Here is a 24,668-nt window from a genome sequence, read left to right as displayed (position 1 = left end):
TCGCGCGCGGGATCATGGCGTCAACCTATGAACGGCCCCTTGCCGGGTCAAGGACGCTCACACCGAGATGAAGGGATGCCAGCGCCGCGTCCAGCGCGGGGGCCGAAATCTCCATATATTCAAGGGCCTCGGTCCAGAGCAGGACGGCCCGGATGGGCTTTTGGGGATAAAGCCGCGCCAGCACTGCCCGGTACAGCGCAAGCTGCCGGACATAAGTGGCGGGCGCCTCGGCGGCGCTTTTGGGTGCCGACTGGTTGGTCTTGAAATCGACGATCAAAACCTCATCCGGACGCACGACCAGCCGGTCGATCTGGCCCGACACCAGCGCCGGCGGCCGCCCCGGCCGGTCGAGCCGGCCGGCAATGGCGACCTCCGCCCGGCTGCCCGTGGCGAAGACGGCTGCGAAGCGCGGCTCGGCGATCAGGGCGAGCACCTTGTCGGCGAGCGCAGTGCGGTCGGCCTCCGGCCAGTCCGAGGCGTTGCGCGCCATGAAACCGAGCGCGGCCTCGCGCCGGCGCTCGGTGGCAATGCCAGGCAGGGATTGCAACAGCCGGTGCACCAGCGTGCCGCGTTGCAATGCCAGCGCGCGGGACTGGACCGATTCGCCTGATCGTACGCTGCGGCCCTCCTCGGCGGACTGGCCGGAGGGGCGCACGGGATCGTCCTCGATCATCTCGCGCGGCGCGGGCGTTCGCAGCCAGTCCGGTAATGCGATCGTCTGATCCACGGTCGTGGCGGGCTTGCCCAGAGCCGCGACATCCTCGGGCCGGGCGAATCGGGTCACCTTGCCGAGCGGCGTCTCGATCGTCTCTTTGTCCAGGCCCGAGCCGGTGAGCCCGGTGTCGATCAGGTCGTACCAGCTCAGCTTCCGCACCGTCCTCATATTGCCGGGCATGCAGCCGCCGACGATCAGCCGGTCGGCCGCGCGCGTCATCGCGACATAGAGCAGGCGGCGATACTCGTCCTCGGTTTCTTCCAGCATCGCCTTGCGCGCGTCGGCAACCGGCTTGGGATCATCGGCCTTGCGGCCGGCCCAGACCACGACCTCGCCGCCATTGCCGCGCGGCACGTGAATCAGCCGCACCCGCTGCGAATCTGCGGGTGACGACGTGGTGTCGACCATGAACACGACTGAGGCCTCGAGGCCCTTGGCGCCGTGCACGGTCATCACCCGCACCTCGTCGCGCGAGATTTCCATATCGCGCTTCACCTCGGTGTCGGCCGAGCGCAGCCAGGCCATGAAACCTTGCAGCGAGGCCGGCGCCTTGCGCTCATAGTTCAGCGCCAGCTCCAGAAATTCGTCGAGCGCGTCGTTAGCCTCGTGGCCGAGCCGGCGCAGGATGCGCGCGCGGCCGCTGTCGCCGCCGAGCAGCCAGGCGTAGAAGGCGAACGGCGTCTCCTCGCGGGCCCGGATTTCGCAGGCTTCCAGGCGCCGCAGCACCGTCGCGAACTTCTCGCTTTCCGCCGCATGCTCGCCGAGCGCGCGCCGCAGCGATCCCTTGCGGCCATGGGCCAATTGAAACAGATCGTCGTCATCGAGCCCGAACAGCGGGCTCTTCAGCGCCACCGCAAGCGCAAGATCGTCCTGCGGCAGCAGCAGCGCGTCGGCGAGGTTCATCAAATCGATGATGCCGATATGCTCTGTGAGCTTGAGCCGGTCCGCGCCGGCGACCGGGACGCCAGCGTGCTTCAGCGCCTGGATCACCGCATCGAATGCATTGCCGCGCCGGCGCACCAGGATCAGCATGTCGCCGTAACGCAAGGGACGGCGCTCCCCTGCGTGCCCGGTCAGCGTGCCGCTCTCGACCAGCCGCTTGATCTCGGTCTGGATGCGGCGCGCGAGCTTGACCTCAGGGCTGGTGGCGGCAACGCCGTCGAACGGTGCGCGCCAGCCTTCGATCTCCTGCCTGTCATCGGCTTCCGCAAGATCCCACAGCTCGATCACGCTCGGGCCGGCGTCGGCCAGCGCGTTGTGCAGGGGATGGCCGATCTCGACCGAATGGATGCTCTTGTAGATCTGCGGCTCACGGAAGACGTGGTCGACCGAATGCAGGATCGCCGCGCCCGAGCGGAACGAATAGGTGAAGGCGACCGGATCGAATTTCAGCCCGGCGGCGGTGAACTTGCGATGCAGCTCGCGCCGGCGTGCGTCGAATTCGTGGGGAGCGGCCCCCTGGAACGAAAAGATCGACTGCTTCTCGTCGCCGACGGCGAAGACGGTGCGATTCAGCCCCTCGCGCGCGCCTTCGCCGGCCGTGAACTCCGAGATGATATGCGCGACAATGTCCCATTGCCGCGGGCTGGTGTCCTGGGCCTCGTCGATCAGCACGTGATCGACGCCGCGGTCGAGCTTGTAGTGCACCCAGCCCGAGGAGACGCGGTTCAGCATCGCCAACGTCTTGTCGATGAGGTCGTCGTAGTCGAGCAGGCCGCGTTCCTGCTTCTCGCGGCGGTAGTTTGCGGCGGCCGCGGTCGCGATATGCAGCAGCGCCGCGGTGCGGTCGCGCATGGTCACCGCGCGGCGCTTCTCGATCAGTCCAGCGAGGCGCTGCGCCTCGTTCTCGAACAGGCGGGCGACGGATGGATTGTGCTCGCCGAATTTCTTGGTCAGCACCGCCTTGCGCGGCAGCTTGTCGTCGGTGAGGAAGACGCAGAGATAGGCATCGACCTGCGCCGCGCCGGAAAACCCTTTTGCCTCGCGGAGGCGGCTGGCCTGGTCGTTGTCGGACTTGCTGCCGTCCTCCAGTGCGAAGGCAATGTCGTCCCAGCGCGAGCGGGGCAGGAACGGGCCGTCGAGAATCTCCGTCTCGACGTCCTCGATGCGGTCGCTTGTATCCACGCCCAACACGGCCGCCATCTGTTCGGCCGCGGCCGCGGCGTTGCCGGCCTCGTCCATCCAGGCCATGAAATGGTCACGGCTCAGGCACGCTTCGCGCACGACTTCCTTGAAGGTCACGTCGGCGGCGCTCGCCATCGCCGTCAGCAGCGCGCGGCCGGTCACGGTCTCCGGGTCGCGCGCGGCCTCCAATAACACCTTCAGATTGGCGCGCTCCATCATGTCGGTCTGGTCGCGCTCGTCGATCACGGCAAAGCGCGCGGGCACGTTGGCCTCGAACGGAAACTGCTGGAGCAGGCGGGTGCACAGCGCGTGGATGGTCTGCACCTTCAAGCCGCCCGGCGTCTCCAGCGCGCAGGCAAACAGCTTTCGCGCGTCGCGGCGCAGCTTTGTGCTGGGGTGGGGGATGCCGACGGCGCGGATCGCGGCATCGAGCCCGGCATCATCGAGCGTCACCCAGTGACCGAGCGTGGTGAACACGCGCTCGGCCATGTTGGCGGCGGCCGCCTTGGTGAAGGTGATGCAGAGAATCTTTTCCGGCGGCACGCCCGACAGCAGCAGGCGGATCACGCGCTGCACCAGCACGTGCGTCTTGCCCGAGCCGGCATTGGCCGACACGAAGGCCGATGCTGTCGGATCGGACGCACGCGCTTGCCGCGCGCGCACCTCATCGGGAATGGGGCGAGGCAGCTTCACCATTCCTCGATCCCCAGGCCGCCGGCTGCGGACCACTCCTTGATCCGGGCGAGGTCGTCATAGGCGCCGTAGCGGTTGGTCCACATCGGCAGGTTCAGTGAGGTGTAGGGCTGGTTCTCATCCTCGAAAGCGCGGATCAGCGCCTCCAGCTTGGCCCGCGCTTCCGCAGCTGCGGTGTCCGGCGGCTGCGGCTCGTCGCCCGGCTTGTATTTGAGCTCGAGGATACGCTCTTCGCCGGGCGGATTGTTGCCGCTGAGGCGGACATAGACGAGCTGGCTCACGGACGCGCCGGCGTCGATCTCGGGGAAACCGCCCTCGCGCAGGATCGCGGCCTCCAGCGTCAGCTGCGGCGACAGGCCCATGCGGACCTGCTTGCCGGTCGGCGGCTGGCCGGTCTTGTAGTCGAGGATGGCGTAGCCGCCGGCCTGGCGCCGCTCGATGCGATCGGCGCGGGCAGAGAGGCGGAAGCTGCGCTCATTGTCGAGCCTGATCGAGATCTCGCCACGCGTCTCCGCCGTGATTGACCCGATCGCATCGCGCCGCGCCGTCTCCCATTCGCCGAACCAGCGCGCGATGCGCTGGAAGCGCGGCCACCACAGTGCGCGCGCTTCGGGCCGCTCCATCAGCGGCGCGAAATGCCTTTCGCCGATCGCGCGCAGCACGCGGGCGGGATCGTCGGGCAGATGCGCGGCATAGGTCTCCGTGAACTCGCCGATCGCATCGTGGATCGCCGAGCCGCGGTCGGCGGCCGACAGTGGCATGTCGACGGGATCGAGCGCGTCGAGCCGCAGGATGTATTTTGCGTAGATCGTGTAGGGATCGCGCAGCCAGTCCTCGATCGCGGTGACTGACATGCTGAGCGGCCGCGTCGCGCGCGGCGGCCGCGGCTCGGGCTGCTTGATCGGCCTGACCTCGGCGGGCTGGTCGAGCGCGCCCGCGAACTGCACGTATTTTTCGCCGGCGCGAATGGCCGCTTTCCAGAGATCGTCCCCTGCGACGGCTTCGAGCCGATGCAGGAAGCGCGAGGCGACCGCCGGCGCGCCGCCTGCCTTGGCGGAATGGGTGAGGATCACCTCATCACCGCCGAGCAATTGCGCGAAGTCGTGGGCGGAGAGGCCAATGCGGCGTTCCGGCAAATCAAGGCCGAGCTCATGCCGCATCGGCCGGCTCAGCCAGGGGTCGATCCGGGGCGCCGGGGGCCAGACGCCCTCGATCAGTCCGCCCACGATGACGCGGTCGGCCTGCATCAGGCGCGATTCCAGCGGACCGTAGATCTGCAGGCGGGCGCCAGGCTTGTCGCGCCGCCGCACCGCGCGATCACTGAAGGCGGTCTGAGAGACGTCGGCGTAATCAGGCAGCGGCACCATCAATCCGCTGGTGGTGCCGCCGCGCAGGAGATCGTCGAAGGCCGCTGCGAGTGCGAGGCCCTCGCGTTCCTCGAAGGCGAGCGGAATGCCCTGCTCGTCGCGCGACAGCTCGATCATGATCTCGCGATGCCGGTGCGCGAGCTCGGCGAAGTCGTATGGCTTCGACGGCGGCAGGCTCTCGATCGGCGCCAAGGCTTTCTGCAAGGTATCGATCAGCGCCTGAATGCGGTCGAGATCTTCGGCCTTGAGGCGTGCGCGGAGCTCGGCCTTGTGGAGCGCGGAGACCTCGCTGCGCCACAGTTTTGTCAGCTCGTCGCGAAAGCGGTTGAACTCGCGCAGGAGACCGCCGGTGCCCGCAGGCGGACGCGTGCCGCGCAGCACTGCGAGCTCGAGGCCCTCGATCGCCGCTTTCCATACACCTTGCGCGCGGCCGAGCCGGCACAGCGGATGTTTCAGCATCGCCAGCAGCGTCGGCGGCTCCAATCCAAAGGTCGCGGCTTCCGCCACAAGGCGCGCGAAAACGCCGGCGGAGGTCTCCATCAGTACGTCGCCGCCGGAATCGTCGAAATCGAGATCCCATCGCGTCAGCGCTGCCATGACACGCCGCGCCAGCGCGCGATCCGGCGTCACCAGCGCCGCCGATTTGTCGAGATGCCGCGCCTCGCGCATCGCGATGGCGATCGCGAGCGCTTCCATCTCGGGATTGGGGGCTTCGACGACCGCGAGGTTCTTCATGCCGCCCGCGATCTTCGCGGCGACATCCGGCTGCCTCAAGCGGTCGTGCCAGACTTCCGTCTTGGCCGATGGCCGCATCGATTCGGAAGCGAGCAGGTCGCGGCCGCCATCGGCCGGCGGCTGGAGGATCTCGACGTCGCTGCGCTTGATGCCAAAGCGATCGAGCAGCGCGTGCATCGCATATTGCGGATGGTTCGACGCCGGATGTTCGGCGAACTTGCCGAGCGAATCGCGCACGCCGCCGATGGTGCGCCAGGCATCGGCGTCGAGATCGGTGTCGAGGCCCGGCAAAACCACCGCACCATGCGGCAGCGAAGCGACTGCATGCAAGAATTTCGCGGTGGCGGGCATCGAGCCGGTCGAACCGGCCGCGATTACGGGGCCATGGGGATGCGCGGTCAGGCGCCTTGCTTCCGCTGCGATCAGGAGGTCCCGCCGCGCCGCGGGCTCGATGCGGTTGATCTCGGCGAGATGGCCAGGCCAGGCGATACGGGCGATGCGCAAGAATTCGAGCGAGTGCTGCCAGTAACGGTCGAGGTTATCAGGCACGAGGCCATCGAGCGCGCTCCAGTCGACGCCGCGCGTCACCATGTCGTCGATCAGGCGGGCGAGATCGCCGGCGAGCGCCAGCGTCGAGGCGGGACCGCCGACCACCTGCGGCGACAGCACCGGGCCCTTGGCCCAGGCCGCGACGAGCTGCGCCAGTGTCAGCCGCCGTTCCAGCTCGCCGAGTCGCGGCGGAATGTCGAGCGGCGCCAGGCCCGAAAACTGCTCGCCGTCCTCAGTGAAGGCGAGCTCGTCCTCGTCGATGTCGCCGAGTGCGACGATGCGCGGCAGCACCACGGCATCCGCCTTCATCTCGTCGAGAAAGATCTCGCGGACGACGCGCATGGCGCGCCGTGTCGGCAAATACAGCGTGGCGTCGGCCAGCCGCGCCGGTTCCTTGCGCGCCTCGAAGCCGTTGACCAGCCGGCCGTCGAGCAGGCTCGCGACGACCGTGCGCAGGAACGGAACTGAGAGTGGAATGCTGACGACGCGCATGAGCTGCCTGATTCGGGGATCAGGGCAATATAGGGAGGAGGGCGCGAATGGTCATGGTCTGGACGCGAGTCGTCCCCGCTGTTCGCCGACCAGGAACAGGTCTCATAGGGCAGGCAAAGGCGCGATAGCGCCGTGCCCACGTCTCTCATCGAGTTTCTCAGGTCGAATGGTGGGCACGCTTCGCTTTGCCCACCCTACGGCACCGTGGTCGGAGGGGACTACGCCACGCTCTCCAAAAACGCCTCTTCCGCGGCGTGCACCGCGTCGGGCGTGCCGACATGCATCCAGACGCCGTCGAGGCGGAGGCCGAACAGGCGCTCCTGCTCATTGGCGCGGTCGAACATCTTTGTCAGCGAGAACTCGCCCGGGGGCGCATCGGCGAAGATCGCCGGCGACAGGATCGCAGCGCCGGCGTAGACGAACGGAACGATCTCTTTTTCCTTGCGCTTGCGCAGGGCACCGTCGGGCGTCATGCCGTAATCGCCGCGGCCGCTATAGCCGATGCTGGTCGCGGTCGGCGCCATCAGCAGCAGGATATCCATCCGCGCGGGATCGAAATTTTCGGCAAGCCGCGCCAGGTTGGAGCGCACGCCGTCGATCCACAGCGTGTCGGAGTTGACGTGGAAGAACGGCGCGTCGCCGAGGAGCGGCAGCGCCTTGACCACGCCGCCGCCGGTGCCGAGCACCTGGTCGCGCTCGTCCGAGATGGTCACGCGCGGATGTTTGCGGGACGCGGTGTGGTCGATGATCTGGTCCGGCAGATAGTGCACATTGACAACGGCATCGGTGACACCGGCCTGACCGAGCTTGTCGAGCACATGGTCGAGCAGCGGCTGGCCGGCCACCCGCACCAGGGGCTTTGGCATCTTATCCGTCAACGGACGCATGCGCAGGCCGAATCCTGCGGCGAGCACCATGGCTTTGGTCGGTTTGACGGACATCAATTGCTTTCTCAGATCTTCTTTCTCTGACCTATCGATTTCGCGTTCGCAGCAATCCTAGCACGGAGTTCGCTGAACCGCACCGCATCTGAACCGCCTTAACCAGCCGCCGTGACGGTTGTACGACGGGTGTTGCCGTTACGCCCCGACGGATGTGGAACGCGCCTTTTTCTTCTTGTCGCCAAGCTTGAGGAAATTGACGCCGATCTGGTCGCCATTGACCCAGGCCAGCTCGCAGCGCCGGTATGCGAGTCCGGTTGACGACAGCAGCAGGAAAAATTCTTTCAGGTGGAGTCCCTCGACCGAGCCGTCGATGGTCAGCTTGGCGCCGCTCTCGGAGACGTCCTCCATGGTGCAGTCGCGCCGCCAGGTCCCGTCGATCCCCATCATCTGGGCCGGAATCCCGCGTTCGAAAACAACCCGGCTGTTGCCGCGCTGGTCCGTCTTCACCGCCATCTGCCCTTGCTCCAGCCTCGTAATTCTCCGGCTGACTGCGGGCGATGATACCGATGGGATGGCTAACAGGCGGTAAATCAGGTTCCGGCAGGGGCACCGGGCGGCGGCACGTTGGTGAGGTACCAGTCGCGCAAGGAGCTGAGCGCCGGATGCGCGAGGGAGCGCTGGAGATAGGTCCAGATCCGCGGCTGATGGCGCAAATAATGCGGCTTACCGTCGCGGCGGTTGAGCCGGGCGAAGGTGCCGAGCAGGCGCGTGTTCCGCTGCGCCGACATGATGGCGTAGAGCTCGGCAAAGCCTGCCGCGTCGAAGCTCGCATAGCCGGAGCGGCGCGCCTTGATGTAGCGCGACAGCAGTGTCAGCTCGACATTCTCGGGCACGTCGATCCGGGCGTCCTGCAGCAGCGAGACGACGTCGTAGGATTGCGGGCCAAGCACGGCGTCCTGGAAGTCGATCACGCCGACGCGTTCGATGCCGGTGCGGTCCGCGAGCCAGATCAGATTGGGCGAGTGGTAGTCGCGGATGATCCAGGTTCTCGGCGCGGCCAGCGGCTTCTTCAAAAGCTCGCGCCACATCCCGAAGAATTCCGCGCGCGCCGCCGCGCTCAGCGGCGCGTTGCGGTCGGGCAGATACCATTCCGGCATCAGGCCGATCTCGATCAGCAACGCCTCGGCGTCGAAGACGGGAATGGTGTAGGTCTGATCCACCAGCGGCACTGTCTCCGGCAGCGTCTTGCCGTGCAGCATGGCGAGCGCGTCGGTTGCGGCCTGGTAGCGCTCGAGGATCGGGCGCGGTGGATCGCCCTCGATCACGCCTTCGCTGCCGAAATCCTCGGTGATCAGGAAGCCATGGTCCAGATCGGCATGGTGGATCGCCGGCGCCGAAATTCCTTGCGCGCGCAGGCCTTCGTCGATGGCGACGAACGGCCTGACGTTCTCGGCGAGATGCACGGCCGCGCTGTAGGACTTTCCGTTGTAGAGCGCGGCGCCGTCAGGCCGCTGCGGAAAGTTCATGAGGATGACGATCTCGTCGTCGCGCAGCAGCCGCGCATAGGAGCGCGTCGAAGCGTCACCCGCCATGCGCTTGCGCGCTGCGTCCGTGTAGCCTGACGCATCGAGGAATGCACGCAGCGCCTGCAGCCGCGCGACAGTGGCGGCGGCCTTGCCGTAACCGGTGATGTCGGCCGCGCGCGCGTTCGAGCCCAGCGCCGGCCGATGCGTCAGCGCGATGTCGATGCGGTCTTCGGGTATCGCCGACGGCGCGCGCTCCGGCCATTCGATCAGCACCAGCGTCGCTTCGGGGAGCGGCGACAGCCCGATCTCCTCGAGCTCGCTCTCCTCTTCGACGCGGTAGAGATCGGCATGCATCACGGGGAAGGGCGGCAGCTCGTAGCCCTGCACCAGCGTGAAGGTCGGGCTCGGCACTTCCAGCTCGTCGTCGCCGGCGAGGTAGCGGATCAGGCTGCGGGCGGCTGCGGTCTTGCCGGCGCCGAGATCGCCGGTCAGCGTGATGACGTCGCCGGGGCCGACCAGCAGCGCGAGATCGGCCATCAGTTGCGCGGTGGCCGTCTCGTTGTGAAGCGCGACGGAGAATGTGGCTGACGCGATCATTCGGCGGCGTCGCGATGCGCCGCCTGGTCGGTCGGGAAATCGCAGATCACGACCGTGCCGCGGCCGACGATCGAATCCACCCGCACCTTGCCGCCATGCAGCTCGACGAAGGAGCGCACCAGCGACAGGCCGAGCCCGGCGCCGCGGTGACGCGAGCCCTGCGAGCGGCTTTCGAACCAGTTGAACACCTTGTCCTTCATGTCGGCGGGTATTCCGGGCCCGGAATCTGTCACGGTGAAGACCACGCTGCGCTCGGTGCGCCGCGCACTGATGCCGACGGTGGAATCCTGTGGAGAAAAGCCGACGGCGTTGGCGAGGAGGTTATAGAGCACCTGCACCACGCGTTTCTCGTCGCCGACGAAGCTGCCGATATCGGGCGCGATCTCGACCTTGAGGCGGATGCGGTCGGTGGCGAGCCGGTCCTGAATACCTTCCGCGGCGAGCTCGATGGCCTTGCTGACGTCGACGGGCCCAAGTTCCAGCTTCATCGCGCCGGCGTCGATGGTGGCGAGATCGAGGATGTTGTTGGTCAGCGCCAGCAGCGCGTTGGTCGATTTGGTGACGTAGTCGAGATATTCGGCCTGTTTCGGCGTCAGCGGCCCGGTCGAGGGATCGCTGAGGAAATGCGCGAAGCCGATGATAGTGGTGAGCGGCGAGCGCAGCTCGTAGGAGACGTGGTGGACGAAATCCACCTTCATCTGGTCGGCAGCCTCCAGCGCTTCGTTGCGCTCGCGCAGGGCGCGCTCGACATTCTCGGTGTCGGTGATGTCCTGGAATGTCAGCATGGTCGCGCCGTCGTGCAGCGGGCGGATCATGCCGTCGAGCACGCTGCCGTCCTTGCGCTCCAGCTTCAGCGGCACGTCGCCGCGATTCTCGATCGAGGTGATGGCTTCCCGGATCTGGCGCCAGACCACGGGGTCGTCGAACAGCTGATGGCACCAGCCTTCGACGGTCTGGACGTGGGGCTCGTCGCGCATTGCGTCGCTGGAGAGCTTCCACATCCGGACAAAGGCCGGGTTGAACAGCTGGGCCTTGCCATTGCTGCCGAACACCGCGACGCCCTCGGCGAGGCTGTCCAGCGTCTCGCGCTGGACCCGGATCAGGCCGTCGAAGCGGCGGGCGAGATCGAGGCTTTCAGTGACGTCGTCGAACAGATAGGTGACGCCGCCTTCCGGATTCGGCGTGGTGACGACGGAGAGCGCGCGCCCGTCGGGCAGGTACCAGGTGTCATGGGCGGCCTCGACCGCGCGATAGGCCTCGTGCAGCTTGGCCTTCCAGGCGCGGAAATCAGGCTGCTCCGGCAGCTTGCGCGCGGCGCGGAGCTGGTCGAGCACGCTGGAATCGTCGGGGCTGGCGTCGAGGAAGGTGCGGTCGAGGTCCCACAGCCGTCGATAGGAATCGTTGTAGAAGGCAAGCCGCCGCTGGCCGTCGAACAACGCAACGCCGGAGGAGAGCTGGTCGAGCGTGCGGCGATGCGCCTCGGCCATCCGCACCAGCGCCGAGCTCAGCGCATCCGCTTCGCTGGCATCGATCGCGATGCCGACGCTGCCGCTGCCGACATTCACCGCGCGCACGTCGTACATGCGCCGCTCGCCACTGACGACGATCGGCAGCCGCGAGGTGAAACTGGCCGCGTCCTTCAGTCCCCGCTCCATCGCGCTGCGGTCGGCGCTGTCGAGCAGCTCGAGCTTGCGCGCGTGGGCATCGGCGATGCTGGCGGCCTCGGTCGCGCGGACATAGGCCGGGTTGGCGTAAGTGAGCGCGCCGCTCGCGGCCTTGGCCCAGATCGGCCAGGGTGCGGCAGCGACGAAGCCGCGCAGCATCTCGGTCTCGTCGGAGAGCGCCTTGTAGCGCAGATGGGTCTCGGCCAGATCGCGCCGCAGTCCGGACAGTTCGCGAATCCTGACAATGGCCTGGCCGCCGATGGCGCGGCCGATGGCCTCCAGCGTATGGCCATGCGCGGTGGTCAGCGTCAGCTGGAACCCGTCGCCACGCTCGCGCAGCGCATCGACCGCGTGGTCCATCTGCAGTGCAGGCTCCGGCGGCAGCCAGGTTCCGAACGCCAGCACGCGCTGCGGCGAGGAATCGCGCGGCAGCACCATCGAGATGTCGCCGGTGATCTGGGCGCGGTTGTCGCCGGCGGGCCAGGAGATCATGATCTGCGGCTCGGCGAACAGCAGCGCGCCGTAGCGGTCGGCCTGGAGCTGGAGTTCCCCGATCCGCGCGCGCAGCTGCGCCTCGTTGTCCGCGGTGCGCACGCGCGTGCGCATCAGCAGGATCGCGGCCATCACCGAGAAGCCGAGCAGGGCCAGCGCAGTGGCGAGCACCGCGAGTTCCTGCCGGTTGAAATCCAGCAATGTGGAGAGGGTGTCGACGAGGTCGGCGGCCTCAGCCGGCGCAGCCGGCAGCAGCGCTGCGAGAGCGCCTCCCAACAAGCTGTTGCGCGCCAACGATGTGCACGACAGCAGCGTCCGACGCATCGACACGATCACGCCTGACATAGTTGCCCCAAGACCGCACGGATTTGCGCGCAGCGACCCCCGCCGCACGCGAATCAAACGACAATACCCCCACCGCGACTCCAGCGGTAAGAGTCCAGATCGTGAACGCAAAGGCGGCCTCAAAAAAATGCGGGGCGCGGGGTTCCAGGCTCACGTAGTTCTGCGGGTGATTCTGCTGCAATTGCCGTGTGTTAGCGGCAATGAAGATTGGCGAGTCATTCCCGCGATGCAGGTGCGCTCCCTCCCCACCTTCGCCAAGGCTTCGACGGACAAGCGCGGGAGAGGTAAGAAGCTAGCGCCCTGTCGAACCAAACCCGCCGGCGCCACGATCCGTCTCCGACAATTTCGCTACCGGAACCAGCGCGGCCTGCACCACGGGTGCGATCACCATCTGCGCGATGCGCTCGCCGCGCTTGATCACGAACGGCACGGCACCGTGGTTGATCAGGATCACCTTGATCTCGCCGCGGTAGTCGGCGTCGATCGTGCCCGGCGAGTTCAGCACGGTGACGCCGTGCTTGGCCGCGAGACCCGAGCGCGGCCGCACCTGCGCCTCAAAGCCCGGTGGCAGCGCAATCGCAAGGCCCGTCGGCACCAGCGCATATTGGCCGGGCGCGAGCGTCAGCGGCTCGCTGTCCGGTACTGCAGCCATCAGGTCGAGCCCGGCGGCCTCCGCGGTCTGATAGGCCGGCAGCGGCAGGCCTTCGGCATGCGACAGGCGTTGCAGTTCGACCGTGACTTTCGTGCTCAAGATGCGGACTCCAGGGATTTGCCGGTCACGCTTTTTGCGACGTGCGCGACCAGCTCGATGGCGACCTGTTCCTTGGTCATCACCGGCCAGGAATCAACTGCAATCTCGCCATCCTCCTCACCATTCTTGCGGCTGATCAGATGCACGGTGTTGCGGTCGCCGCCCATCACGCCGGTTGCGGGCGAGACGTCGTTGGCAACGATCCAGTCGCAGCCCTTGCGGGCCAGTTTTGACTTCGCGTTGTCGATGAGGTGTTCGGTCTCGGCGGCAAAGCCGATCACCAGGGGCGGGCGCTGGTCGGTCAGTTTCGAGATCGTGGCGAGGATGTCGGGATTCTCGACCAATTGAAGCGGCGGCATGCCGGCGGCCGTCTTCTTCAGCTTCTGCTCGCCTTCATTGGCGACGCGCCAGTCGGCCACGGCAGCGGCGAAAATTGCGATGTCGGCGGGGAGCGCCGCCTGCACCTGCTCCAGCATCTGTCGCGCCGATTCGACATGCTTGACGGTGACGCCGGCGGGATCGTCGAGGTCGACCGGGCCGCTGACCAGGATCACCTCGGCGCCCGCGGCTTGTGCTGCGGCGGCAATCGCAAAACCCTGCTTGCCGGAGGAGCGGTTGGCGATGTAGCGCACCGGATCGATCGGCTCGTGGGTCGGCCCCGCGGTGATCAGCACCCGCTTGCCGGCGAGCGGGCGCGGCACCGGCGGCCGCAGCAGCCGCTCGGCGGCGGTGGCGATCTCGATCGCCTCGGACATGCGGCCGACACCAGCCTCGCCCGCCTCGGCCATCTCGCCGGAATTCGGCCCGATCAGTACCACGCCATCACGCTGGAGCTGGGCGACATTGCGGCGCGTCGCCGCGTTGTTCCACATCAGCGGATTCATCGCCGGCGCCAGCAGGATCTTTCGGTTGGTCGCGAGCAGGATGGCGCTGGCGAGATCGTCGGCATGGCCGTTGGCCATCTTGGCCAGGAGGTCTGCTGTCGCCGGAGCCACCACGATCAGATCGCAGTCGCGCGCCAGACGAATGTGGCCGGCGTCGAACTCGCTCTGGGGATCGAACAGGTCAGTATAGACGCGCTCATGCGACAGCGCGCTGACCGCGAGCGGCGTGACGAATTGCTGCGCGGCCTTGGTCAGCACGCAGCGGACTTCGACACGCCGTTCCTTCAGCCTGCGGATCAGGTCGAGCGATTTATAGGCCGCGATGCCGCCGCCGATGATCAGGGTGACGCTGGCCTCTGGGACGGCGCCGGTGCGCTGGGAGGCAGGAGCCGGCGCATGATCCGGGGGAGCGGCCATCGGCGTCAGCGGCTCCTCATGGCCCTGGACCAGCTCGCCCAGGATGATGCGGACCTCTTCCTCGACCGACCTACGGTTCCTGGCCGAGCGCAGCCGCAGATAGGTTTTGACGCCCTCATCGAGCTTGCGGATGGTCAGGCTTGCCATGACGCCCCTCCAGCACGGAATGATAGCGATGCTATCATCCGCGTGATTGCAATGCAATCACAGATTCCGGACGGCGATCAGGATCCCGATGAACGTCGCGGCGATGATCCAGAGCGCCACGGTGCGCCAACGGTTCTTGCGGCCCTCGCTGCGGCCCATGGCCGCGATGCTCTCCGGCGACAGGCGGATGCCCTCCCGGGTCATGGTCTCGAGCTGCTCGAGCACCGCGACCGAGCGCTGGGCAATGTCGGGCAGGCGCATCAGCAGGCGGGCGAGGTCGCCGCCGCCGGCCAGCGCGCCCTGCACCCGGCCGATCGGTCCGAGATTGCGCTCGATCCACTCGCGCACCACGGGATCGGCGATCTTCCAGATGTCGAGCTTGGGATCAAAGGCGCGCGCCACGCCCTCGACCACCACCATGGTCTTCTGCAGCAGGATCAATTCGGGCCGCGTCGTCATGTCGAACAGGCCGGTGACCTCGAGCAGCAGCGTCAGCAGCCGCGCCATCGAAATCTCCTCGGCGGTGCGGTTGTGGATCGGCTCGCCAATGGCGCGGATCGCCTGCGCGAAATTCTCGACCGAGTGGTGCGCGGGCACATAGCCCGCCTCGAAATGCACTTCTGCAACGCGCCGATAATCGCGGGTGATGAAGCCGAGCAGGATCTCGGCGAGGAAGCGCCGCTCCTTCATGCCGAGCCGGCCCATGATGCCGAAATCGACCGCGACCAGGCGGCCGGCCTCGTCCAGGAACAGATTGCCCGGATGCATGTCGGCGTGGAAGAAGCCGTCGCGCAGCGCGTGACGCAGGAAGCTCTGGATCACCTTGCGGCCGAGATCGGGCAGATCGACCTGCGCCTCTTCCAGGCGCTTGTGGTCGTTCAGCGCGATGCCGTCGATCCACTCCATGGTCAGCACGTTGTGCGTGGTGCGGTCCCAGTCGACGGTCGGTACGCGGAAATCGGGATCGCCCTGCGTGTTCTCCGCCATCTCGGACAGCGCGGCGGCCTCCAGCCGCAGGTCCATCTCCATCGCGACCGAGCGCGACATGGTGTTGATGACCTCGATCAGGCGCAAGCGCCGCGCCTCGGCCGAATAGGTCTCGGCCTTGTGCGCGACGAAGAAGAAGTCGGAGAGGTCGCGGCGGAAGCGCGCGGCAACGTGCGGCCTGAGCACCTTGACCGCGACAGGCTTGCGAATGCCGTCGCGCAGTACCTCGCCGCGATGCACTTGCGCGATCGAGGCGGCCGCGACCGCCGGACCGAAGCTGACGAACACGTCCTTGAGCGGCCGCTCCAGCGAGGTCGCGATGGCAGCTTCCGCCTCCGCCTGCGGAAATGGCGGCAGGCGGTCCTGAAGGCTTTCCAGGTCGCGCGCCATGTTGAAGCCGACCACGTCGGGGCGCGTCGCCAGGAACTGGCCGAGCTTGAGATAGGCCGGGCCCATCCGCGTCAGCGCGCGGGAGATCCGCGGGCCTTGCTTGACGCTTCGCCGCTCGACGATGCGCGCCAGCTTGAGCGCGAGCTGGCCGGGCGGCGGCACCAGGCTGGGATCGACCGAGCCGAACACGCCCTCGCGCGCGAACACGAACGCGGCGCGGATGAGGCGCGCAATGTGGGTGAAGGCAGAGATCACAAACGCCAGCCCGAATGTAGAGCGACGATGCCGCCGGACAATGTCTGCCAGCTGACGCGGGCAAAGCCGGCGTCGCGGATCATGTCGGCGAAGGCGTTGGGCTTTGGAAACTTGCGGATCGATTCGACCAGATACTGATAGGATTCGGCATCGCCGGTCACCATGCGGCCGAGCGGCGGGATCACCTTGAACGAGAACAGATCGTAGATTCGGTCGAGCCCGGGCACCTCGACGGTGGAGAATTCCAGGCACAGGAAACGGCTGCCGGGCCTCAGCACACGATAGGCCTCGCGCAGCGCAAGGTCGATCCGCGGTACGTTGCGAATGCCGAAAGCGATCGTATATGCATCGAAGCTGCGGTCGGCGAAGGCGAGCGCCTCGGCATTGCCTTCAACGAAATCGACCTGGGCGTCGAGATGTTGCTTGACGGCGCGCTCACGGCCGACGTCGAGCATCCCGGGATTGATGTCGCAGACGGTGGCATGGAAGCCCGCACCGGCCGCCTTGGCGGCGCGGAACGAGATGTCACCGGTGCCGCCGGCGACGTCGAGCAGCGCGAACGGCCGGTCGCCCCTGGGTGGATTGAGGGTGTTGATCATGATGTCCTTCCAGACCCGGTGCAGGCCACCGGACATCAGGTCGTTCATCAGGTCATAGCGCGACGCCACGCTGTGAAACACATCGTTCACCAGCGTCTGCTTGTCCCCCAGGGGCACGTCCCTGAAGCCAAAATGCGTGGTTTCGCCCGGCCGATCCATTACTCTACTCCACGAGGCGGACCATAGCGCGCCCGCCGCAATGGCGCTATCACACCGCCCTCATAAGGTGAATGCCTGACCATGCCTGAATTGCCCGAAGTCGAGACCGTCCGCCGCGGCCTTCAGCCCGTCATGGAGGGCGCAAAAATCCTCAAGGCGGAGGCCCGCCGGCCTGATCTGCGCTTTCCGTTCCAGCCGGACTTCGTGGCCCGGCTCAAGGGGCAGGTCGTCACGGGCCTCGGCCGCCGCGCAAAATATCTCATGGCGGATCTTGCCTCCGGCGACGTGCTGCTGATGCATCTGGGCATGTCGGGCTCGTTCCGCGTCGTCAAGCCGGACAACGAGGCGGCACCCGGCGAGTTTCACTATCCCAAGGGCAAGGATTCGGCACACGACCACGTGCTGTTTCGGATGTCCTCCGGCGCCGACATCGTGTTCAACGACCCGCGCCGCTTCGGTTACATGAAGGTGATCGCGCGCAATGCGCTCGAGGATGAGCCGCTGCTGCGCGGGCTTGGACCCGAGCCGCTCGGCAACGAATTCGACGCTGCGATGCTGGCGCGATCCTGCGAAGGCAAGACCACGAGCCTCAAAGCGGCGCTGCTCGACCAGCGCGTGGTCGCGGGTCTCGGCAACATCTATGTCTGCGAAGCGCTGCACCGCTCACATCTGTCGCCGAGGCGCATTGCCGCGACATTGTCCACCAAGAAGGGCGAGCCGACGGATCATGCCAAGCGTTTGGTCGGTGCGATCCACACCGTGCTGAACGATGCCATCAAGGCCGGTGGATCGTCACTGCGCGATCACCGCCAGACCTCGGGCGAGCTCGGTTATTTCCAGCACTCCTTCAAGGTCTACGACCGCGAGGGCGAGAAATGCACGACGCCCGGCTGCGGCGGCACCGTTAAGCGCTTCACCCAGAATGGCCGGTCGACCTTCTGGTGTCCGAAATGTCAGAAGTGAGAGGGATCGCAGCCGGGAGGTCGCGAGTCTCGGCGAAGGCGATGACCCCACCGCGCCGTCATTGCGAGCGCAGCGAAGCAATCCAGTGTCTTTCCGCGAAGGGATTCTGGATTGCTTCGCTGCGCTCGCAATGACGGGTGAATAGAGCCTTCGCCAAACACGCGAAGCGAAGCAATCCGGCCGGGCTGGTGGCCAGATGCTTCGTCGCTTGGGCTCATTCGCCGGACAGCAAAGAGCCCGCCTGCGGCCTGAGCGATCGCCCCGCTCAGGACGCCAGTGTCGTGGTCTCGTCCGCCGCAAACCCGGCAGCGACGTGCAACACGCCGTTGGCGGCCGAGATGACCTGGTCGATCAGGACATTGGTCGTGGCCTCGAGCTCGAGCCGGTTCTCGATCCAGCGCCAGAGGCCGCGGATCTCGTCCGCCGACTTGCCGTTCGGCGCGAACTCGCTGACGGCGAGGCCCGAGGCGAGCGAGTCCTGGTGGTCGTTGCGCATCACGATCAGGGGACGCGCGAGCACCTCGGCGAGATCGAGCGCGGCTTCCTCGGCGAGCGCGCCCGCAGCGTTGTCGATGCGCTGGCCGCGAATCGGCGTCTGGTTCAGCACGAAGCTGTAGGGCCGCTTCCAGGCGCGCGCGACGCTGAGGGTGGAGACGGTCGCCTCGATGTCGGCGACGGTCGGGCGGGACGGGATCAGGCAGAGGTCGGAATGGCGGATCGCGGCGGTGGTCACGGCGGACAGCCCGGCCGCGGTGTCGACGATCGCCAGCTGCAGGCCGCTGTCGGCCAGCATCTTCAGGCGTGGCTCGAAATCGGCGGCGTGATAGATCGGCTCGACGACGACGTCGTCCGTATTTCGCCGGCGCAACCAGTTCGACAGCGTGCCCTGTGGGTCGGTCTCGATCAGGCGGACGGTGAAGCCGGCCTGCTTGGCTGCCAGCGCGAGGCCGATGGCGAGCGTGCTCTTGCCACTGCCGCCCTTTTGGGTGGCCAGTACGATCGTATGCATGGAAGTTTAATTCCTTTGGAATGCCTGGGTCTTTGGGGTAACGCCACACGCGAACGTGCATCGCTTCTCGATGCTGAGCTCTTCTCGCTCAGGACGTGCCCTGCCCGATCCAAAGGGGACCGCGGATGTCTGAATCAACGGTAACAATGATGGCAGAATCGGGAATGCCAGCCAATCCGTACCAACACTGGACCCGTACTTGCGCGCATGATGTGCTCGACGTCGTGAACAAGAAGGGCAGGCGGCATGAGCGGAAATTGGCGCGACCGGACGGCAACGACCTTTGAATGCCAGAAGATGCCGGCGGTCTCGAGCCGCGGCATGGTGGTCAGCAACCACCCGCTGGCCTCCAGCGCCGGCGCCGAGATGCTCGCGGCCGGCGGCAACGCCATCGATGCCGCGATCGCCACCCTGTTCACCCTGACCGTGGTCGAGCCGATGATGGTCGGCATCATCGGCGGCGGCATGGCGCATATCCGGCTGGCCGACGGCAGCCACCGCTTCATCGACGGTCAGAGCACCGTGCCGGCCGCGGTGCGTGACACCACTTACACCTCGAAACCGGGCTCGGCGCATGACGTGTTCGATACCGTCGGCAACGAGAACCTCAACGGCCCGAAGGCGGTCGCAGTGCCGGGCTCGCTCAAGGCCTGGTGCGAGACGCTGCAAAGGTTCGGCACCATGCCGCTCGCCGATGTCATGCAGCCCGCGATCAAGCACGCCGCGCGCGGCTATGCGGCGACGCCTTATCTGCACGAATGCATCAGCGAGAGCGCCGCCGAGATGCGCAAGGACAAGCCGATCGCGGCGATTTACTTGCCTGATGGCGAGCCGCTGAAGGTCGGCGAGCGGGTGGTGCAATCGGAATATGCCGAGACGCTCCGTTACATCGCCGACCACGGCGAGGAGGCCCTCTATGAGGGTCCGCTCGGCGACGCTCTCGTCGACTATATGGAGAAGACCGGCGGCTTCATCCGCCGCCACGACCTCAGCAATTACAAGACCGTCGAGCGGCAGCCGATCCGCGCCGACTATCGCGGCTGGGCCATCTTTGGCCCGCCGCCGCCAGCGGCCTCCGGCGTGCATATCGCGCAGATGCTGAACATCCTCGAAGGATATGACATCGGCGGCCTCGGTTTCGGCACGCCCGAGACTATCCACTACCTTGCCGAAGTGCTGAAGATCGCCTTCGCCGACCGCGCCGCCGCCAGCGGAGATCCTGACTATGTCGGCGTGCCCGTGGAGAAGCTGACGTCAAAAGCCTACGCAGAAGAGCGCCGCCGCGCCATCGATCCGGCACGGGCGCAGGCCTGGGGTGCCGGCGTGTCCCAGCTCGAAGGCGCGCACACCACCCATATGACGGCGGCAGATAGCTTCGGCAACGTGGTCGCGACCACGCAGACCATCAACAATCTGTTCGGTGCCAAGATCATGATCCCGGGGCTCGGCGCCATCGCCAACAACTACATGAACCTGTTCGATCCGCGTCCGGGCCATGCGCTGTCGCTGGCGCCTGGCAAGCGCGTGACGACCTCGATGTCGCCGATGATGGCGCTGCGTGACGGCAAGCTGCGCTATGCGCTCGGCCTGCCCGGCGGCAAGCGCATCTTCCCAAGCGCGATGCAGGCGCTGGTCAATCTGATCGACCACGGCATGAGCTTGCAGGAAGCCGTCGAGGCGCCGCGGGTCTGGACCGAGGGCAATGCGCTGGAGGTCGAGCAGACCATTCCGGAGACCGTGCGTTCAGGGCTCGCCGCGCTCGGCCACGAGGTGCAACCGGTCGCTACGGTCGCCGGCGGCATGAACGGCATCGCCTTCCACGACGACGGCACCATGACCGGCGCCGCCTGCTGGCGTGCCGACGGCACGCCAGTTGGGATCTCGGGTGGGCTCGCGAAGAGCGGGATACGATTCAGGCTGAGCTAGCAAACACGCGGAAGGTCAGCGCTCCCTCTCCCGCAAGCGGGAGAGGTGAAGACCGCGACATCGCGTTTCGCTACCGCATCACGAACGGATTGGCCGGCACGTCCGTCGCGGTCGAGATCCAGACGCTCTTGGTTTCCTGATATTCGCGCACTGCGTCGATCCCACTCTCGCGGCCGACGCCGGAGTACTTCATGCCGCCGAATGGCATCATGTAGCTGATGGCGCGATAGGTGTTCACCCATACGGTTCCGGCACGCAGCTGCTTTGGCACGCGGATGGCGCGCGCGAGGTCGCGGGTCCAGATGCCTGCCGCCAGGCCGTAGATCGTGTCATTGGCAATGCGGATGGCGTCTTCCTCGGTGTCGAAGGCGATGATCGAGAGCACCGGACCGAACACCTCCTCGCGCGCGATTCGCATCGTATTGTCGACATCGGTAAAGATCGTCGGCTCGACGAACTGGCCGCCGATGATGCCTTCGCCTGTAGCCGGCTTGCCGCCGAGCAGGCAGCGCGCGCCTTCGGCCTTGGCGATGTCGATATAGTCGAGGATCTTCTTGTACTGTGCGGGCGTCGTGACGGGGCCGATGTTGGTGTCAGCCTGCATGGGATTGCCGATCTTGGCCGAGCGCGCGAGCTCCAGCAGGCGGTCCACGAACTTGTCCTTGATCGAGCGCTGTACGAGCAGGCGCGATCCGGCGATGCAGGTCTGGCCGGTCGCGGCGAAAATGCCGGAGACGGCGCCGGCGGCCGCCGCGGCGAGATCGGCGTCCTCGAACACGATGTTGGGCGACTTGCCGCCGAGCTCGAGCGACACGCGCTTCAGGCTGCGCGCGGCGGTCTCGTAAACCCGCGCGCCTGTCGTGTCCGAGCCGGTAAAGGTGATCTTGGCGACGCCGGGATGCGAGATCAGCTCGCTGCCGATCTCGGGGCCGAAGCCCGTGACGACATTGAAGATGCCGTCGGGAATACCTGCTTCCTTCGTCAGCGCCGCAAATTCGAGCGTGCTGGCCGAGGTGAATTCCGACGGCTTGACGACGACGGCGCACCCGGCGGCGAGGGCTGCGGCGCATTTCCACGCCACAAAGAGTAGCGGTGAGTTCCAGGCGGTCAGCGCGGCGACGACGCCGACAGGCTCATGCGTCGTGTAGGCAAAGGTGTCGGCCTTGTCGATCGGCACGAGGCCGCCTTCCAGCTTGTCGACCAGTCCGCCAAAGTACCACCACCATTCCGGATGGTATCGAAGCTGACCCAGCATCTCCGCCATCAGCTTGCCGTTGTCGCGCACTTCGATCTCGGCAAGACGTTCCGCGTTTGCAGCAACGAGGTCGCCGAGCTTGCGCATGACCTTGCCACGCGCGGAGGCCGTCATTTTCGCCCACGGGCCGCGCCACATCGCCTCATTGGCGGCCTTCACGGCCCTGTCGGCGTCGGCAGCCGATCCGCGGGGAATTTTTGCCCAGGGCTTGCCCTGATAAGGATCGACCGTGTCGAACCACTCGCCATTGGCGGGGTCGACATATTGGCCGTTGATGTAGAGCTGATAGGTCTTCATGAAGTCCTCCCGACCGGACGCATTATGATTGCGGCTGGAGGGGAGGCTATCACGGCTTCCATGACTTCGTTGCGGCGAAGCCACTCACAAAAGTTGCGGCTGCCCTGCGCTTGTCGCGCCAGTCTACTTCCGTACGCAGATCACGCGCACGACGGCGGCCTTCGCGTCGGTCGATGTGCCGTTCGCCGCGACCGCGTTCGCCTTCAGGAAATCGCGCACCGTCTCCGCGGAGACCATTACCGCCTGCGATGCCGGCACTGCCGTCGCGGGTCCCGCGACCATTGCCGGCTTCAACAACGCAATGCCGGCGAACTTGCCGTCGCCGTCGATCGCCGGGCCGCCTGAAAATCCGACCGCGGGTGGAGGAGAGAGCGCGGAATCGCTTGATGTGACCGGCGCCAGTGCGCCCTTGAGGCTCGAGACGCCCGCCGCGCCGCCCTGGCTCTGGGGATCGGCGATGCCGATGATATCGACACCCGTCTTCATCCCGCCTCCGGCGAGGCTGAGCGGCTTCAGGCCGCGCGCGCCGTAGATGTGTAGCAGCGCCAGATCGTGCTCCTTGTCCTCGGCGAGCCGGTCGGCGCTGCCATAGCCGGCAATGGTGATCGCGAGGCAGCTGTCGGTGACGAGGCGATCGGCGACGATAGCGCCGTCGTCGCTGACGACGATACCGGTGCCGTATTCGACGGTCTTGCGTGGCGGCGGCCCGGCCTGCAGTCCTGACGGGAACGCATTGAACGCGCTCGACATCGCGATCACGACCGGCTCGACCGTGTTCTCGGTGGCCTGATCGTAGAGGATCGTCATGATGCGGACCTCGTCGCCCTTGAAGGTGCCGCGCACGTAGAACTTCTTCAGGCCCTGCAATCCCGACAACACGAAGAAGTCGGGCTTGACCACGGTGTAGTCGACCTTGCGTCCGGCCGGCTCCTTCTTCTCGGCGTCCGCGAGTTTCGCGGTGGTCGGGTTCGCCTCCTTGCGGCGGCTGAGCAGTACCTGCACCGTGCCGGTCGGCGAGGTCCATTTCGAGCCGTTGGCGTCGGTCACTTGCTGCGGCACCAGTTTTGCGGGAATGCCGAGCCGCGCGCCACTGGTCATCTCGGTCACGATCTTCCAGCCGACACTGTCCTGCTTCCGCCGCGCGGTCTCGGCGAGCGCGGCGCGCTCCTGCGGGTTGAGCACGCCGGTCGGCTTGCCACCCTTGAGCTTTTGGTATTCCTTGATGGCCTCGACCATCCGCGTGCTGACATCGCCGGTGATGGCACCGTTATATTGGCCGACCCAGGCGAGATCGGACTGGAGCGCCAGCCGCTCTCCCTGCGTCATGCCGTCCGCGGTCTCCGATGGCGTCTGGAGGGCGGGCGGCTTGATCGGAACGGTCTGGACGACTTTCGGCTTGGTGCCGGGGACCTGTGGCGTCGTCATTTGGGCGTTCGCAGCCGTGGCAGACGCCAACATCAGTGTTGCCGCAAACATCGATCTCATGACAAATCCAGCCAGCCCATTGAACGCCATGGCATTGAAGCACATCTCGTTGGTCGCGAACAATGTTGGGGTGGTTCAGGCCTGCAATAAGGGCCAAACCCTCATCCTGAGGAGCCGTTGGCGCCTCCTCACCGTGAGGGTTGAGAGGAACGAAGGATGCTGAGCCCGGACGAACTCGAACGCTACGCCCGCCACATCGTGCTGCGCGATGTCGGTGGTCCCGGCCAGGCTGCGTTGAAGCGCGCCTCCGTGCTGGTGATCGGCGCCGGCGGGCTCGGCGCGCCCGCTTTGATGTATCTGGCTGCGGCTGGCGTCGGCACGCTCGGCGTGGTCGATGACGACGTGGTCTCGCTGTCGAACCTGCAGCGCCAGGTGATCCACACCACGCCCGATATCGGCCGGCACAAGGTCGAGAGTGCGGCGGAACGGATCGCCGCGCTCAATCCGCATGTCCGCTTCGTCGGTCACGCTACCTGGCTCAATGCCGACAATGCGCTCTCGCTGATCGGCGACTACGACCTCGTGCTCGACGGCTCCGACAATTTCTCGACGCGCTATCTCGTCTCCGACGCCTGCTTCTTCGCGAAGCGGCCGCTGATCACGGCGGCGCTCGGCACCTTCGACGGCTCGCTCACCACCATCCGCGCGCATGAGAGGAATGAGCAGGGCGAGTTCAACCCGACCTATCGCTGCCTGTTTCCGGAAGCGCCGCCGCCCGGTACCGTGCCGGCCTGCGCGGAAGCCGGCGTCATGGGCGCGCTCGCCGGCGTGCTTGGCTCGATGATGGCGCTGGAGGCGATCCGCGAGATCGTCGGCTTCGGCGACGGCCTTATCGGCCGCCTCCTGATGATCGATGCGCGCGCGATGCGCTTCGAGACGCTGCGTTACGCGCGCGATCCCGCCAATCCGCTCAATGGCGACGGGCCTGTGATCACCGACCTCAGCGCTCATCGCACCTGAT

The 24,668-nt window shown here is 66.5% G+C and carries 16 protein-coding genes; 3 read left to right on the top strand and 13 right to left on the bottom strand.

Annotated elements, in window-relative coordinates:
• Nucleotides 1-25: 25 nt before the first annotated feature.
• The 10 genes from addA to ubiE all read right to left on the bottom strand — a co-directional run bounded on the left by addA (nucleotide 26) and on the right by ubiE (nucleotide 16,772).
• Nucleotides 26-3,535: a double-strand break repair helicase AddA gene (addA, locus tag QA642_RS00400; RefSeq protein WP_283082891.1), complete on the bottom strand. Its 3,510-nt coding sequence runs from the start codon at nucleotides 3,533-3,535 to the stop codon at nucleotides 26-28.
• On the bottom strand, nucleotides 3,529-6,675 hold the full coding sequence (gene addB / locus QA642_RS00395) for a double-strand break repair protein AddB (protein WP_283082890.1): 3,147 nt from the start codon (nucleotides 6,673-6,675) through the stop codon (nucleotides 3,529-3,531). The genes addA and addB overlap by 7 nt, the downstream gene beginning before the upstream one ends.
• Nucleotides 6,676-6,893: 218 nt before the next feature.
• Complete coding sequence (locus QA642_RS00390) at nucleotides 6,894-7,616, bottom strand: nucleotidyltransferase family protein (RefSeq protein WP_283082889.1); 723 nt, start codon at nucleotides 7,614-7,616, stop codon at nucleotides 6,894-6,896.
• Between the two features lie 138 nt (nucleotides 7,617-7,754).
• Nucleotides 7,755-8,072 (bottom strand): PilZ domain-containing protein, encoded by a 318-nt coding sequence (locus QA642_RS00385; RefSeq protein ID WP_027563887.1) that lies wholly within the window; start codon nucleotides 8,070-8,072, stop codon nucleotides 7,755-7,757.
• Between the two features lie 77 nt (nucleotides 8,073-8,149).
• A complete protein-coding gene (tsaE, locus tag QA642_RS00380; RefSeq protein WP_283082888.1) occupies nucleotides 8,150-9,682 on the bottom strand; it encodes a tRNA (adenosine(37)-N6)-threonylcarbamoyltransferase complex ATPase subunit type 1 TsaE in 1,533 nt (510 codons plus the stop codon).
• The gene (locus tag QA642_RS00375) at nucleotides 9,679-12,183 is read right to left on the bottom strand and encodes a PAS domain-containing sensor histidine kinase (RefSeq protein ID WP_283082887.1); all 2,505 of its coding nucleotides are present in this window, start codon (nucleotides 12,181-12,183) and stop codon (nucleotides 9,679-9,681) included. The genes tsaE and QA642_RS00375 overlap by 4 nt, the downstream gene beginning before the upstream one ends.
• A 292-nt stretch (nucleotides 12,184-12,475) precedes the next feature.
• Complete coding sequence (gene dut, locus QA642_RS00370) at nucleotides 12,476-12,934, bottom strand: dUTP diphosphatase (protein ID WP_283082886.1); 459 nt, start codon at nucleotides 12,932-12,934, stop codon at nucleotides 12,476-12,478.
• Nucleotides 12,931-14,382, bottom strand: coding sequence for a bifunctional phosphopantothenoylcysteine decarboxylase/phosphopantothenate--cysteine ligase CoaBC (coaBC, locus tag QA642_RS00365; protein WP_283082885.1), 1,452 nt, complete (start codon nucleotides 14,380-14,382; stop codon nucleotides 12,931-12,933). Before coaBC ends, dut begins: the two co-directional genes overlap by 4 nt.
• 57 nt (nucleotides 14,383-14,439) lie before the next feature.
• Complete coding sequence (gene ubiB / locus QA642_RS00360) at nucleotides 14,440-16,014, bottom strand: 2-polyprenylphenol 6-hydroxylase (protein WP_283082884.1); 1,575 nt, start codon at nucleotides 16,012-16,014, stop codon at nucleotides 14,440-14,442.
• Nucleotides 16,011-16,772: a bifunctional demethylmenaquinone methyltransferase/2-methoxy-6-polyprenyl-1,4-benzoquinol methylase UbiE gene (ubiE, locus tag QA642_RS00355; RefSeq protein WP_283082883.1), complete on the bottom strand. Its 762-nt coding sequence runs from the start codon at nucleotides 16,770-16,772 to the stop codon at nucleotides 16,011-16,013. Before ubiE ends, ubiB begins: the two co-directional genes overlap by 4 nt.
• Nucleotides 16,773-16,853: 81 nt before the next feature.
• Here ubiE and mutM point away from each other — a divergent pair, with 81 nt between their 5' ends.
• On the top strand, nucleotides 16,854-17,735 hold the full coding sequence (gene mutM, locus QA642_RS00350; protein ID WP_283082882.1) for a bifunctional DNA-formamidopyrimidine glycosylase/DNA-(apurinic or apyrimidinic site) lyase: 882 nt from the start codon (nucleotides 16,854-16,856) through the stop codon (nucleotides 17,733-17,735).
• Between the two features lie 265 nt (nucleotides 17,736-18,000).
• On the opposite strand, the gene QA642_RS00345 is transcribed toward mutM, so the two are convergent.
• Nucleotides 18,001-18,744, bottom strand: a complete 744-nt coding sequence (locus tag QA642_RS00345; protein WP_283082881.1) for a ParA family protein — start codon at nucleotides 18,742-18,744, stop codon at nucleotides 18,001-18,003.
• A gap of 246 nt (nucleotides 18,745-18,990) precedes the next feature.
• Here QA642_RS00345 and ggt point away from each other — a divergent pair, with 246 nt between their 5' ends.
• Nucleotides 18,991-20,670 (top strand): gamma-glutamyltransferase, encoded by a 1,680-nt coding sequence (gene ggt / locus QA642_RS00340; RefSeq protein ID WP_283082880.1) that lies wholly within the window; start codon nucleotides 18,991-18,993, stop codon nucleotides 20,668-20,670.
• A gap of 70 nt (nucleotides 20,671-20,740) precedes the next feature.
• Here the strand turns inward: ggt and QA642_RS00335 are convergent, their stop codons facing one another.
• Both QA642_RS00335 and QA642_RS00330 read right to left on the bottom strand, forming a co-directional pair.
• Complete coding sequence (locus QA642_RS00335; protein WP_283082879.1) at nucleotides 20,741-22,222, bottom strand: aldehyde dehydrogenase; 1,482 nt, start codon at nucleotides 22,220-22,222, stop codon at nucleotides 20,741-20,743.
• Nucleotides 22,223-22,345: 123 nt separating this feature from the next.
• Nucleotides 22,346-23,707, bottom strand: coding sequence for a serine protease (locus tag QA642_RS00330; protein WP_283082878.1), 1,362 nt, complete (start codon nucleotides 23,705-23,707; stop codon nucleotides 22,346-22,348).
• Nucleotides 23,708-23,863: 156 nt separating this feature from the next.
• On the opposite strand from QA642_RS00330, the gene moeB reads away from it, so the two are divergent.
• Nucleotides 23,864-24,667: a molybdopterin-synthase adenylyltransferase MoeB gene (gene moeB / locus QA642_RS00325; protein ID WP_283082877.1), complete on the top strand. Its 804-nt coding sequence runs from the start codon at nucleotides 23,864-23,866 to the stop codon at nucleotides 24,665-24,667.
• Nucleotide 24,668 lies beyond the last annotated feature (1 nt).

The organism is Bradyrhizobium sp. CB2312, from assembly GCF_029714425.1.
In the GTDB taxonomy this organism is placed as follows: Bacteria; Pseudomonadota; Alphaproteobacteria; order Rhizobiales; family Xanthobacteraceae; genus Bradyrhizobium.
Note: the sequence above shows the minus strand (reverse complement) of the source record. Positions and strands in the feature narration are given on the sequence as shown.